Genomic DNA, 13,364 nt, shown 5'->3' with positions numbered 1-13,364 from the left:
CACCTCAGGCCGGGCGACCACTGCGCCGCAGCAGGCCGCGCCCGGGGTCGTAGCCGAGCACGGCGGCGACGAAGAACGTCAGCGCGCTGCCGATGACCACCAGGCAGGCGGTGAGATTGAACTGGCCGTAGAGCGCGAAGCGGATCAGCTCGACGGCATGCGTGAACGGATTGAGCGAAGCCAGCTGCCAGACGATCTCGGCACCGGACTCACGCAGCTTCCACAGCGGGTACAGCGCCGAGGAGACGAAGAACATCGGGAAGATCACGAAGTTCATCGTGCCGGCAAAGTTCTCCAGCTGCTTGATGTAGACCGACAGCAGCAGGCCGAGCGCGCCGAGCATCAGCCCGCCGGCGAACAGCGCCGGCAGCACCGTCAGCCAGCCGGCCAGCGGGATACCAACCTCGAACAGCGCCGCGATCGCCAGGAAGGCGTAGGCCTGCAGCACCGACAGCACGGTGCCGGCCATCAGCTTGCAGAACAGCAGATACCAGCGCGGCAGCGGCGCGGTCAGCAGCAGCCGCATCATGCCCATCTCGCGGTCGTAGACCATCGACAGCGAGCTCTGCATGCCGTTGAACAGCAGCACCATGCCGAGCAGCCCCGGCGCGATGTAGACGCGGTACTCGATGTAGCTGTCGTAGGGCGGGATGATCGCCACGCCGAACACGTTCTGAAAACCCGCCGCGAACACGATCAGCCACAGGCTCGGGCGCACCAGCGAGGACAGCAGCCGGCCGTACTGGCGCACGAACTTGGCGATCTCGCGACCGGCGACGGCATGCAGGGCGAGCCAGGCGTGGGTGAGCGTCATCGGGCGGTTCCCTTTCAGAACTTGCAGGTGCTGTCGCGCTCGTCGGCGCCCAGCGTGTCGAGGGTATTGGTCGGATGCAGAAAACCGTCGACCGGCGCGCTGGCGGCAACACCGTTGCCGTAACCGAGGAACACCGGCTGGCGCAGCTGGCCGTCCCAGGCACGGAACGACAGCCGCGCACCCTTGAAGCCGTCGATGATGATCTCCCCGCCGCGCAGGTAGCGCAGCACCGCGGCATCATCGCCATCGGCCACGCGCAGGCTGGCCTCGACGACGCCCTTGACCGCCACCCAGGCCGCCCAGTCGGCGCCGCTCATCTCGCGTTTTGCCGACTTGCGGAAGCGGTTGTTGAGCTGCGGCGCACCGTTGCGCTCCCAGCCCCACTGCCAGATATCCGCCACCAGGCCGGCGGAGCCGACCACCGGGCGCGGCAGCACGGTGCGAAACTGCGCGTCGCGGGCGAACTCGCCGTCGCTGTCGGCGATGTAGACCGCGTCGTAGTCCTCGCCGGCGGTGAGCAGGCCGATGTTGCCGAGGTCGCGCTCGCGCGGATCGTTCGACAGCTTGAACGGACGCTCGGCGACGATCTTCAGGCCGTAGCGTTTGGCACTGCGGGCGAAGGCATCCATGCGCTCGCGGTCCGCCGGCAGCGGGCCGACCAGTGCCAGCACCTTGCGCCATTTACGTGACACCAGGTACTGACCGAGCGCGTCGGCGAGCATCGATTCGCTCGCTGCGGTGTGCAGCAGATGCGGCTGGCACTGCGCGCCGCGCAGCGCATCGGCGCTGGCGCCGACGTTGATCAGCGTGACACCGCGTCCGCGTGTCGCCGCCGCCAGCTGCGCCAGCGCCGGCGCCGGCAGATCCACCAACACGAAGCGCGCCCCGTGCGCGAGCAGCCCGTCGAGCGCCGCGCCGAGGCCGTCGGCGTCATCGGCCTCGGCCGTTTCCAGCTTCAGCGTCAGGCCGAGCGCCTCGGCGGCGAAGGACGATTCCTCGACCGCCACCTCGGCACCGGCCAGCGGCCGGCCCCAGGGCTGGCCCTGGAAGCGCCGCTCCAGGCGGGTGGCGTCGTAGCGCGGATCGTCGGCGAGATCGAGGTAGCCGATGTTCAGCTCGCGCGCCATCGCCGGCAGGGCGGCGAGCAGCGCCAGAGACAGCAGCAGGGTGCGCTTCATGCGGGTGGCTCCCTTCAGTCGTCGATAGCGACGGTATGCGGCACGCGGCCGGTCTTGATCGCCCGCAGCGCCTTGTGCGTCGCGGTGTCGATGACCGAAACGTCGTCGCTGAGGCCGTTGGCGACGAACAGCCGCGCCTCGCTGCGATCGAGCGCCACGCTCCAGGCGCGCTTGCCGACCAGCACGTAGTCGCTGACCTTGCGTGCGGCGACGTCGACTGCGGCGACGTGATTGGCACGGCCGAGCGCTACCCAGACGGTCTTGCCGTCGCGGCTCATGGTCAGGCCGACCGGCGTGACGTCATCGGCGCGAAAACCCTTGGGCTCGAACTTCACCGTGGCCACCACCTTGTGCGTGGCGGTGTCGACGATGCTGACGCTGCCGCCGAGCTCGTTGCTCACCCACAGCTCCTTGCCGTCCGGCGTCAGCGCGAAGCGGCGCGGGCGATTGCCGACGACGATCTTGGCCTGGCTCTGGCCGCTGGCGACGTCGACGACGCTGACCATGTTGGCGACCTCGGAGGTGACGTAGGCAGTCTTGCCGTCCGGCGTCAGCAGCACGCCCTCGGGCTCGCCGCCGACCTTGATCTGGCGCACGATCTTCTTGCTCGCCGCATCGACCACGGTCAGTGCCGAGTCTTCCTCGCTGGAAACGTAGAGCGTGCCGGCATCGGCGCTCAGCGCGAACATCTCCGGGTCCTCGCCGACCGGGATGCGATCGACGACTTCGAGCTTGGCGACGTCGATGACGTCGACGCGGCCGGAATCGCTGGCCACCACGTACAGCCGCGTGTGCCCGGCGTCGAAATGCATGTCACGCGCGCGCTTGCCGGTCTTGATCACCTTGACCACGTCGTAACTCTTGCCGTCGAGCACGGTGACGGCGTTGTCCTTCTCACTGCTGACGAAGATGTAGCCGGTGTCCTTCGCCTGAACCAGCGGTGCGGCGAGTACGCCGGCAAGGGCGGTGGCGAGCGTGAGGCGGCGGAATGACATGGTGTTTCTCCTCAGGTCTTATCGAATGGGGAGGCGCAGGCTAAGCCCCCTCGCCGGCCAGCGGGACATTCGCCCGGATCATCGGGAAGAATTCCCGAACCCCCGGCGCATCACGCCGCATGACGGCCGCCGCCGGCCGTCAGCTGCAGGAACGCCGCGGCAAGATCGGCCGCGCCGCAGTGCGCGACCAGCTCGGCCGGCGTGCCGGTGAACAGCACATGCCCGAGGTGCAGCACGACGACGCGGTCGGCGCCCTCAGCCTCATCGACCAGATGCGAGGCCCACAGCACACCGACACCGCGGCTGGCGACCAGCGCGTGCACATCGTCGAGCAGCTGCCGGCGCGACGCGAAATCGAGGCCGACGGTGGCCTCGTCCATCAGCAGCACCTCGGGCTGGTGCACCAGCGCCCGCGCCAGCTCCACCTTGCGCCGGTTGCCGCCGGACAGCGCCCGCGCCGGCTCCTGCGCGCGTTCGGCCAGGCCGAGGCGCGCCAGCTCGGCGTCGATGCGCTCGCGGGCATGGCGGCCACCGAGGCCGTGCAGACGGGCGTGGTAGCGCAGATTGGCCGCCACGCCGAGGTCGAGATCGAGCGTCGGCTGCTGGAACACCACGCCGAGCCGCGCCAGCGCCGCGGTCATGTGCGTGCGCAGGTCCAGCCCGCCGATGCGGATACTGCCGCCGTCGGCGACGAACAGCCCCGAGAGCAGCTGGAACAGCGTCGACTTGCCGGCGCCGTTCGGCCCGAGCAGGGCGACGAACTCGCCGCGCCCGACCTGCAGCGACACACCGTCGAGCGCCTTGCGCGGACCGTAGGACTTGCTGACCTGTTCGACATCGAGCAGCGGCTGTTCAGCCATCGGCAGACTCCTGGGCAGGGCCGCACCCTCGGCGGCCGGCGAGCAGATCGGGGTGGGCGCCGAGCAGGACCGCGCGCTGCCCGGCCACCGCCGCCGGCGAGCGCGGGCGCAGCACGCCGCAGCGCCATTCCAGCACCACCTGTGCCGGCGCACCGCCGAGAAACACGATGCGGTCGGCCAGCGTCAGCGCCTCGTCGAGATCATGGGTGACGAACAGCACGCCGGGACGCTCGGCCTGCCACTGCGCCAGCAGCAGCTCGCGCAGGCGCTGCGCCACCGGCGCATCGAGCGAGACGAAAGGCTCGTCGAGCAGCAGCAGGCGCGGACGCGCGGCGAAGGCGCGGGCCAGCGCGACGCGGCGCTGCTGGCCACCGGAAAGCTGGCCCGGATAGCGATCGAGCGTCGCCGCATCGAGCCCCATCGCCGCCAGCAGCTCCAGTGCATGGGCATCGCAGCGGCCCTGCGGCAGCACCAGCGCGAGGTTCTCGCGTACCGTCAGCCAGGGCATCAGCCGCGGCGTCTGGAACAGCAGGCCGAGGTCGGCCGATGCGCGCAGGGTGCCGCTGAACTCCGCGTCGAGGCCGGCGATCAACGCCAGCAGCGTACTCTTGCCACAGCCGCTCGGCCCGACCAGGCAGACGAACTCGCCGGCGGCGACGTGCAGTTCGATGTCGGCAAGCACCGCGCTGTCCGCCCCCGGCCAGGTCTTGCGTGCCAGCTGCAGGTGCATCATGAGCGCCACCCCAGCAGCCGGCGCTCCAGCGGCCGCATCAGCCAGGCCTCGATCGCCAGTACCACGGCGGCGAAGGCCAGCGTGTAGGCGAGGATGCCGGCGATGTCGAAGAACTGGAAAAACACGTTCAGGCGAAAGCCGACGCCGTTGGAACGGCCAAGCAGCTCGACCACCAGCACGATCTTCCAGATCAGCGCCAGGCCGCTGCGCGCGGCGGCGAGCAGATACGGGTAGAGCTGCGGCAGATAGACCTGGCGGAAGGCGCGCAGGCGCGGCACGCGAAACGCCCGCGCCACGTCGAGCAGCTCGCGGTCGACGGCGCGCGCGCCCTCGCGCACGGTGACCACCACGGTCGGGATCTTGTTCAGCGCCACCGCCAGCACCGCGGCCACGTCATTGAGGCCGAACCAGACGTAGCAGAGGATGATCGTCACCAGCGCCGGAATGTTCAGGCCGAGCACCAGCCAGCCATCGCAGAACACATCGAGCCGGCGCGAGCGCCCGAGCAGGATGCCGAGCGCGGTGCCGACCGCCATCGCCAGCACGAAGCTCGCCACCACCCGCGCCAGCGTGGCGCCGAGGTGACGCCACAGCTCGCCGCTCAGCGCGTGCTCCCACAGCCGCGCCGCCACCGCCGCCGGCGACGACAGCTCCGGCGACTGCAGCACGGCGGCCAGCAGCCACCAGCCGAGCAGCAGCAGCAGGAAGGACAGCGCGCGCAGGCGGCGCTCGGAGCGGGCGATGGACATCACGCTCAATCCCGGTAACCGTCCCAGAAGGTGCCGGCGGCGAGCGCACGCCCCTTGCCGACCAGCGCCGTGCCGCCCTCGCTGGCGAGCACCTGATACACCGCGGCGGCGGCCTCGGCGTCCTGCGGCCCGACGTGGGCCGGGATGCCGGCGCGGTAGGCACGCTGCAGCACGCCGAACTCGGCCTCGTCGCGCGCCTTGAGCAGCGGCCGCAAGGCCTGCCAGACGCCGTCGTCGCCGGCTAGCAGCGTCTTCGCCGCGCGCGAGGCGCGCAGGAAGCCGCGCAGCGCCTCGGCGTGGCTGTCGGCCCAGTCCTCGGCGAACACCCAGCCGATCACCGGCAGCTGCGGCGGTGCACCGAGCCCGGCCAGCACCTCGCGCATCGACACCACCGGTCGGAAGCCCGCCGCTTCCAGCCGGGCGCCGTAGTTCCAGTAATTCAGCGCTGCCGGCAGCTCGCCGCCGAGCGCCAGCTGATTGAGCAGCGGCGGCGCGCCGAACTGCGGCTCGACGCGTTCGGCGAGGTCGTAGCCGAGCGTCTTCCTAGCGTAGGCCCGCAGCAGCAGCCAGCTCTTGTCGAGCGGACCGCCGGCGACGCCGAGCTTTTTGCCGGCGAGATCGGCCAGCGTGCCGATGCCGCTGTCGGCGCGCGCATACAGCGCGCCGGCGGCCAGCGAATGGGTGACGAAGGCGTACTTGCGACCTTCGTCACGTGCCCGCGACACCCACAACCAGTCATCGACGACGACATCGACCGCGCCGCCCTGCAGCGCGATGTGGGTGGCGTCTTTGGTCGCCAGTGGCACCAGCTCCAGCTCGATGCCCTCGCGCTCGGCCAGACCGCGATCGACGAGGGTCTGCAGTTCCCACTGCACGGTGCCGGATTGCTGCACGCCGACGCGGATCTTCTCCAGCGCCTGCGCCGGCAGGCCGAGGGTGCACAGCAGCGCGAGCAGCAGCGCGCGGGGCAGGATCTGCCACATGGATCGATGTCTCCCCTGGTTCATGATGCGTCGTTCATCGTGGTATCGCTCAGGGCGCCACCGGCACCGCCTCGCTGAGCGGCAGTCCGGCCTCGGCCCAGCCGTCGGAACCCTCCGGGTACCAGTACAGCCGGCGGTAGCCCCAGCTGGCGGCGCGGTGTACGGCATTCCACGACAGCCAGCAATCGGCGATGCAGTAGATCAGCAGGGCCCGCGCGTGATCGCCGCCGCTCAGGCGCGCCAGATTGTCGCGGTAATAGCGCTCGACCGCCGGCGTCAGCTCGGCGTAGCCGACGTTGGGCAGCCAGGTCGAACCGGGAATGTGCCGGCGCACCTTGCTGGGGATGAAGCCTGCCGGCACATCGCCGTCGGCCGGCCGCGCCGTCGCCGCCATCACATCGATCGCCACCACCTGCGCCGAATCGATCAGCGCGCGCGCCTCCGGCGTGTTCACCGTCGTCGCGTCCGGGTGCTGCGCCGGCACCGGCGCGTGGTAGGCGTGATCGCGGTAGCCGTCGAGGTCGAGCGTGCCGAGCTCCAGGGACGGCATGCCCGGCGGCACCAGCGCCGGCGCCAGCCCCGGCAGCAGGCCGAGCAGCAGGCCGCACAGCCAGCGCCCCATCGCCCGCGCTCACTCCGCCACGCCGAGCGAGGCGCGCTCGATCGCCGGATACAGATGCGCCACCGAGCGCTGGTATTCCTCGCGCAGCAGCGCGAAGTCGTCGAAGCGCGCCGGGATCGGCAGACGCAGCGCCTCGGCCATGTCGACGCCCTGCGCCGCCGCCTGCCGCAGGCTGCCGTCGAGCCAGCGCAGGTAGTCGGCATCGTGCGCCAGCATCGCCGTGTCACCGACCGGGCCGACCGCCGGCACGATGCGTGCCGGCTGCAGCGCCTGCAGCTGCTGCAGGCTGCTCAGCCAGTCGCTGATCGTCGCATTCGGCGTCGCCGGCGTGCGGCCGTTGAAGACGATCCCGCTGAACAGCGTGCCGGTGCTGCGATCGAGGATCGCCAGATCGGCGGCGGTGTGCCCCTTCAGCGCCAGCAGCTGCAGCGTGTGGCGGCCGATGGTCACCTCACCGGCGGTGACCGCCTCCTGCGGCAGCAGCGGTTCGGTGCCGCGCATCCAGTCGCCGGTCATGCGGTAGAGGTTGGAATTGAAATCCGCGCCCTGCTCGCGCAGGCCGTCGATGGTGCCGGCCAGCGCGCGGATCGGGACGTCCTTGAACGACTGGTTGCCGAGGGCGTGATCCGGGTGATGGTGGGTCAGGTAGACGGCGACCACCGGCTCCGTGGTGATGCGGCCGATCGCCGCCCGCAGCTGCTGGCCGTAGCGCTTCGACGGCCCGGTGTCGATGACGACGACGCCGGCGCCGGTGACGATGAAAGCGGTGTTGGCGATGTCGCCGCCGTTGCTGCGCGAGAAGTTCTCCGGCTTGCCGAACACCACCCAGGTGTCGGCAGCCACCTGCCGCGGCTGCAGGCCGTAATCGAAGTCGTCGGCGATGGCGAGGCTGCTCAGCAGCGCCAGTGCGGCCGCCAGCCAGGTTCGTACACAGCGTGCGCGCATCATTCGACCCTCGCCTCGATCAGCGTGGCGCTGTTGTCACGGCCGCTGATCGCAAGCGCGCCGGCGACCGGGAACTCCAGGGTCAGCAGCGGACTTTCGGCGATCGGCTCATGCAGCGCCAGACTGGCCAGCTCGCGGCCGCCGGCGTCACGCACGTGCAGTTCCTCGACGAAAAAGGCCGGTGTGCCGCTGATCAGCCCGGTGTCGTTGGGATGAGCGATGCGCAGTTTCAGCCGCTGGCCACCGTCCGCCAGCGGCCAGCGGCGGGCTGCGACCTTGCCGATGTCCTCGTCCCGGACGCGCGAGGCGACCGCCGACGGCAGGGTGCAGCCACCGCCGGCGGCATCGACCCAGGCACCGCCGACGTGCCAGACGCCATCGGCGGTGCGCGCGGCGACGCGGATCGGTGTCGACTGCTGCACGCGCACGCGAAAACCGATGTACGGCAGCGCCTGCAGCGGACGCAGCGAGAGCACGCCGGGAATCGGGTTGAAATCGATGAAGGCGATGATCTCCTGCACATCGGGCAGGCCGTGCACGCGCGCCGACACCGGCACGTTCATCGAATCCTCGGCGGCCGGCGGCACGATCACCTGCACGGCGTCGTCGAACACCACGCGCTGATCACGAAAGAACTTGTGCACCATCGCCGGCCACTGCACGGAGTCCAGCGGATCGGGGGGAACGGCCTCCCCGGCGAACGCGGCCGGGACGGCCAGCGCGCAGACCAGCGCGACAGCAGACCATTGCATCGAAATCTCCTCCGGTGGATACGGCCAGCGCCTCTGGCGGGCGCCTTGCGGCCGCTCCCGAGCGTGCCGGCGGCACGGGCTCGGGCGGGTCGCCGCACCAGCAGACGGTGCGACGACGGCGCAGCGGCTTCAGTGTGCCGGTGCGTTGAGGCTGACGTGGTTGGCGTCGAAGATCTTCTGCAGCGTGCCGTCCTGGCGCAGCGACTCCATCGCGTCGCCGAGCGCATCGCGCAGGCCCGGCTCGCTGGCGCGCACGGCCATGCCGACGTTCCACTCGAAGACGCGGACGTTCGGCGCCGGCACCGTGGTCACGACAAAGCGCGCGCGATCGCCGCCGAGGCAGTATTCGAGCTGCCCGCGCTGCGCCGCCAGCGCCGGCACTTCGCCAGACTTGAGCGCCGCGCAGGCGGCATCCGGCGTGCGGAAGTGGCGCACGTTGTTGATGTAGGCGCCGCTCTCGGTGGTGATCAGGTACTGATCGGCGACGGTGCGCATCTCGACGCCGACCTTTTCCTTGCGGAACACGTCGAGGCTGTTGAGATCGGGGATCTTGTCCTTGTCGTAGGCGATCGCCACCAGCTCGCGGTAGTACGGCGCAAACAGCGTGACCTTGTCGACGCGCTGCTGGAAGTCGGCATTGACCGGCACATGCAGCATGACGTCGGCCGCGCCCCAGCCCATGTAGTGGCCTTTCCAGACGGCGTTGCGCAGGTCGTCTTCCATCGACTCGTCGGAGGCCGGGATCGGCTCCAGCGACATGGCGACACCCATGCGCTCGGCCAGCGCGCGGCCGACTTCGACGTCGAGGCCGGTCATGCGGCCATTGGCGTCGGTGTAGGAATACGGGGGAAAGTCTTTGTAGACGGCGACGCGCAGCACGCCCTTTTCACGCACGGTGGACAGCGCATCGGCGTTGGCCAGCGCCACGCCCGCGCCGAGTCCGAGCGCACACAGCAGGCCGGCGGCCAGCGGAATCCGGTTCATGGACGGTACCTCTTCAGTGATCGGGACGGGGGCCGGCGGTACGTCGCCAACGGCCCTGCCGGAAAGCGGGTCGCGGACGCCCCAGGCGTCCGCGACCGTGCCGCATCAGGACTTGTGCAGCTTGAACACCCACATGCTGCCGCCCTGGCTCAGGTGCTGGATGCGCTTGGCAACCTCGCCCCCCCACAGCGGTACCGCGCCACCCCAGCCGGAGGGCACGCCGATGTACTGCTCGCCGTCCATCTCCCAGGTGACCGGGCAGCCGACCACGCCGGAGCCGGTCTGGAATTTCCACAGCTCCTTGCCGGTCTTGGCATCGAAGGCCTTGAGGAAGCCTTCCGGCGTGCCGGTGAACACCAGGTTGCCGGCGGTGGTCAGCACACCACCCCACAGCGGCGCCGGGTTGTGGTACTCCCAGACGATCTTGCCGGTGGCCGGATCGATCGCGCGCAGCGCACCGATGTAGTCCTCATACAGCGGCTTGATGGTGAAGCCGGCGCCGAGGTAGGCCGCGCCCTTCTTGTAGGAGATCGGCTCGTTCCAGATGTCCATGCCCCACTCGTTGGCGGGCACGTAGAACAGGCCGGTGTCCTTGTTGTAGGCCATCGGCATCCAGTTCTTGCCGCCGAGGAAGGACGGCGCCGAGAACACGGTCTCGCCCTTCTTGCCGTCGGCGCTCTTCGACGGATCGCCCGGACGCACGCCGGTCTCGATCGGACGGCCGGTCTTGAGGTCGACGCCGGTGGCCCAGGTCTGCTTAGTGACGAACGGCGTGGCGCTGAGCAGCTTGCCGTCGGTGCGGTCGAGCACGTAGAAGAAGCCGTTGCGGTCGGCCTTGCCGACAGCCTTGATGACCTTGCCGTCCTTGTGCAGGTCGAAGGAAACCAGCTCGTTGACGCCGTCGAAGTCGAAGCCGTCGTTCGGCGTGGTCTGGTAGTGCCACTTGATCTTGCCGGTGGCCGGATCGATGGCCAGGCTCGACGCGGTGTAGAGGTTGTCACCCGGGCGGGTGTGGGCATTCCACGGCGCCGGGTTGCCGGTGCCGATCAGGATCGAATCGGTCTCGGCATCGTAGAGGCCGCCGAGCCAGGTCGCGCCGCCGCCCATCTGCCACATGTCGCCGGGCCAGGTCTTGTTGGCGGCACCGCCGGTGATGTCGGAATCGACCAGCTGGCCGTCCTTGAGGATCTTGCCGGGGAAGCCTTCGATGACCGGACGCGACCACACCAGCTTGCCGGTGTTGGCGTCGCGCGCATCGACGCGACCGACGACACCGAACTCGCCGCCGGAGACGCCGGTGATGACCAGACCCTTGACGACGATCGGCGCCGCCGAGTTGGAGTAGCCGTCCTTGTAGTTGTCGAGCTTCTGCTTCCAGACGACCTTGCCGGTCTCCTGGTTGAGCGCGACCAGCTGCGCATCGAGCGTGGCGAAGATCACCAGATCGCCGTAGAGCGCGGCACCGCGGTTGATCACGTCGCAGCAGGGCAGGATCGCGTCGGGCAGGCGGTGCTCGTACTTCCACAGCATCTGGCCGGTGCGCGCATCGAGCGCGAACAGGCGCGAGTACGAGGCGGTGACGAACATGCGGCCGTTGTAGACCAGCGGCTGCGCCTCCTGGCCACGCTGCTTCTCATCGCCGTAGCTGAAGGCCCAGGCCGGCACCAGATCCTTGACGGTATCGGCGTTGATCGCCTTGAGCGGGCTGTAGCGCTGGCCGTTGAGCGTGATACCCCAGGTCAGGACGTTCTGCGTGTCCTTGTCGGCGTTCATGATCATCTCGTCGGTGACGCCGGCCTGTGCGGCGGCGGTCCCGAGCAACATGGCAACGCCGAGGGCGAGTCGGTGTTTCAGGAAACGTGAATCGGTCATGGACTACTCCTCTGGGGCTCCCTGGGGGCTTTGGAGCTTTTCTGGTTTGTCCCGCTTCTGTGACAGATGTCGAGCGGTGCGAGGAGTTGAGCAAGGTCAATGCCAGCCACATCGAAACGCGCTTGAACTCAGCTGCAAAATCCATTCACATCAAAGACCTGTATCAGTCAAAAACTCCGTATGTCGCGCTGCAGCAGCGCACCCGCCGCTGTTGCTGCGAAGCAACAACGTCCCGCCGCTGCCGCAGGCCGTCCCCCCTCCGCCCTGCCGGGGTGACACGCGGGACACCCTGTCACCCGCAAAAACACCGCGGGCGCCACCCCTGGAGGGATGGCGCCCGCGGCGCTCATGCATGGTCTGGCTGTGTGGCAGCGCAGAGGTTTACGCCCGCTGCGGGCTCACTCGGCCGGCGGTGCCATCGGTGCCGGGCCCTGGCCGTCCATGCCCGGGCCACCCATGCCGGCACCCATGCCCGGACCACCCATACCCTGGCCGCGCATGCCGTGCCCGCCACGCGGCCCCCATTGGAAGAACTTGTCGAAAGTGGCCTTCTGATCGGCGTCGAGCGAGCCGTAGAACTTCTGCATCGGCACCAGGCTCGCCTTCATCTGCTGCAGGTGCTGCTCCATACGCTCGATGCGCAGCTGCTGGCGTTCGATCGGGTTCTTGTTGATCATCGCATCACGCCAGGTCTTCATCTGTTCCGGGGTGAGCGGGCCGAGCGCCTTGCGGGCGTTGACGTATTCATCCCAGGCGGCCTTCTGCTCCGGGCGCAGCTGCAGGGCTTTTTCCAGCAGCTCGAAGCGCAGCTGGCGATGGCTCTGCATCATTTCCCAGCGGGCTTCCGGGTCAACCGGGCCACCCCAGCCACCCGCCCCCTGCCCCTGACCGGCCCAGGCGACGGCGGAGCCGATACCGGCAGTGGCGAGTGCGGCGGTAAGCATCAGTGTGCGGGTGAGTTTGGTCGTCATGATCGCTGCTCCTTGAGGATTGCGTTTCGGTGTTCGATCGGGTGGATCGCTTCCACGGCGTCTATTCGACACCCGGCGTGTCACCGTTCGACCACAACGAGGTCGCGTTCTGTAACGGCGTGTAACACCCCGGCCCGTTCCAGCCTTACGAACGTTATAAGGAGCGCCATGAACGACCATGTGCTGATCGTCGACGATGATCCCGAACTGCGCGCCCTGCTCGCTGACTATCTCGGCCGTAACGGCCTGCGGGTTTCCGAAGCCGAGGACGGCGCCGGCCTGCGCAATGCGCTCGAAGTCGAACCGCCCGATCTGGTGATCCTCGACGTCATGCTGCCCGGCGAAGACGGCCTGAGCCTGTGCCGCAACCTGCGCGCGCACTCGACGCTGCCGGTGATCATGCTCACCGCCCGCGGCGACGACACCGATCGCATCGTCGGCCTGGAAATGGGCGCCGATGACTACCTGCCCAAACCGTTCAACCCGCGCGAGCTGCTGGCACGCATCAACAGCGTCTTGCGCCGCACCCGCGGCACCGGTGAGGCCGGCGCCGCGGTAACACCGCCCCACAGCGACGGCCGCGTGCGCCGCTATCGCTTTGCCGGCTGGCTGCTCGACGCCGAGCTGCGCCAGCTGGTCGATGCCGACGGCGTCGTCGTGCCACTCGGCAGCGCCGAGTTTCGCCTGCTGCGTGCACTGCTCGAACATGCCGGGCGGCCACAGACCCGCGACCAGCTGCTCGACGCCACGCAGGGCCGCGAAGCCGGCCCGTTCGACCGCAGCATCGACATGCTGATCAGCCGCCTGCGCCGGCGTCTGCGCGAAGACCCGAAGGAGCCGGCGATCATCCGCACGCTGCGCAACGAGGGTTACGTACTGGTCGCACCGATCACCCGCGAGTTCTGA

At 69.2% G+C, this 13,364-nt stretch carries 14 protein-coding genes; 1 reads left to right on the top strand and 13 read right to left on the bottom strand.

Features of this window, described 5'->3' with window-relative positions:
• Positions 1–4: 4 nt before the first annotated feature.
• The 13 genes from C7443_RS13395 to C7443_RS13335 all read right to left on the bottom strand — a co-directional run bounded on the left by C7443_RS13395 (position 5) and on the right by C7443_RS13335 (position 12,458).
• Positions 5–814, bottom strand: a complete 810-nt coding sequence (locus C7443_RS13395; RefSeq protein WP_110019113.1) for an ABC transporter permease — start codon at positions 812–814, stop codon at positions 5–7.
• Positions 815–828: 14 nt separating this feature from the next.
• On the bottom strand, positions 829–1,992 hold the full coding sequence (locus C7443_RS13390; protein WP_110019112.1) for an ABC transporter substrate-binding protein: 1,164 nt from the start codon (positions 1,990–1,992) through the stop codon (positions 829–831).
• Positions 1,993–2,006: 14 nt separating this feature from the next.
• Positions 2,007–2,987: a PQQ-dependent catabolism-associated beta-propeller protein gene (locus C7443_RS13385; RefSeq protein ID WP_110019111.1), complete on the bottom strand. Its 981-nt coding sequence runs from the start codon at positions 2,985–2,987 to the stop codon at positions 2,007–2,009.
• 110 nt (positions 2,988–3,097) lie between these two features.
• On the bottom strand, positions 3,098–3,847 hold the full coding sequence (locus tag C7443_RS13380; RefSeq protein WP_110019110.1) for an ABC transporter ATP-binding protein: 750 nt from the start codon (positions 3,845–3,847) through the stop codon (positions 3,098–3,100).
• On the bottom strand, positions 3,840–4,580 hold the full coding sequence (locus tag C7443_RS13375; RefSeq protein WP_110019186.1) for an ABC transporter ATP-binding protein: 741 nt from the start codon (positions 4,578–4,580) through the stop codon (positions 3,840–3,842). Before C7443_RS13375 ends, C7443_RS13380 begins: the two co-directional genes overlap by 8 nt.
• The gene (locus C7443_RS13370; protein ID WP_110019109.1) at positions 4,577–5,329 is read right to left on the bottom strand and encodes an ABC transporter permease; all 753 of its coding nucleotides are present in this window, start codon (positions 5,327–5,329) and stop codon (positions 4,577–4,579) included. The genes C7443_RS13375 and C7443_RS13370 overlap by 4 nt, the downstream gene beginning before the upstream one ends.
• 5 nt (positions 5,330–5,334) lie before the next feature.
• Positions 5,335–6,312 carry an ABC transporter substrate-binding protein gene (locus C7443_RS13365; RefSeq protein ID WP_110019108.1) on the bottom strand — a complete coding sequence of 326 codons (978 nt, stop codon included), beginning with the start codon at positions 6,310–6,312 and terminating at the stop codon, positions 5,335–5,337.
• Positions 6,313–6,361: 49 nt separating this feature from the next.
• Positions 6,362–6,934, bottom strand: a complete 573-nt coding sequence (locus C7443_RS13360) for a rhodanese-like domain-containing protein (protein ID WP_246004660.1) — start codon at positions 6,932–6,934, stop codon at positions 6,362–6,364.
• Positions 6,935–6,943: 9 nt separating this feature from the next.
• Positions 6,944–7,879 carry a quinoprotein relay system zinc metallohydrolase 1 gene (locus tag C7443_RS13355; RefSeq protein WP_110019184.1) on the bottom strand — a complete coding sequence of 312 codons (936 nt, stop codon included), beginning with the start codon at positions 7,877–7,879 and terminating at the stop codon, positions 6,944–6,946.
• On the bottom strand, positions 7,879–8,631 hold the full coding sequence (locus C7443_RS13350) for a quinoprotein dehydrogenase-associated SoxYZ-like carrier (protein ID WP_110019107.1): 753 nt from the start codon (positions 8,629–8,631) through the stop codon (positions 7,879–7,881). Before C7443_RS13350 ends, C7443_RS13355 begins: the two co-directional genes overlap by 1 nt.
• Positions 8,632–8,760: 129 nt before the next feature.
• Positions 8,761–9,615 carry a substrate-binding periplasmic protein gene (locus C7443_RS13345; RefSeq protein WP_110019106.1) on the bottom strand — a complete coding sequence of 285 codons (855 nt, stop codon included), beginning with the start codon at positions 9,613–9,615 and terminating at the stop codon, positions 8,761–8,763.
• A 105-nt stretch (positions 9,616–9,720) separates the two neighbouring features.
• Complete coding sequence (locus C7443_RS13340) at positions 9,721–11,487, bottom strand: methanol/ethanol family PQQ-dependent dehydrogenase (RefSeq protein WP_110019105.1); 1,767 nt, start codon at positions 11,485–11,487, stop codon at positions 9,721–9,723.
• Between the two features lie 398 nt (positions 11,488–11,885).
• Positions 11,886–12,458, bottom strand: a complete 573-nt coding sequence (locus C7443_RS13335; RefSeq protein ID WP_170123611.1) for a Spy/CpxP family protein refolding chaperone — start codon at positions 12,456–12,458, stop codon at positions 11,886–11,888.
• A gap of 168 nt (positions 12,459–12,626) precedes the next feature.
• On the opposite strand from C7443_RS13335, the gene C7443_RS13330 reads away from it, so the two are divergent.
• On the top strand, positions 12,627–13,364 hold the full coding sequence (locus C7443_RS13330) for a response regulator (RefSeq protein WP_110019103.1): 738 nt from the start codon (positions 12,627–12,629) through the stop codon (positions 13,362–13,364).

Origin of the sequence: Plasticicumulans acidivorans (assembly GCF_003182095.1) — a bacterium.
Taxonomy (GTDB): Bacteria; Pseudomonadota; Gammaproteobacteria; order Competibacterales; family Competibacteraceae; genus Plasticicumulans; species Plasticicumulans acidivorans.
This window is presented reverse-complemented; position numbering and strand designations above follow the sequence as displayed.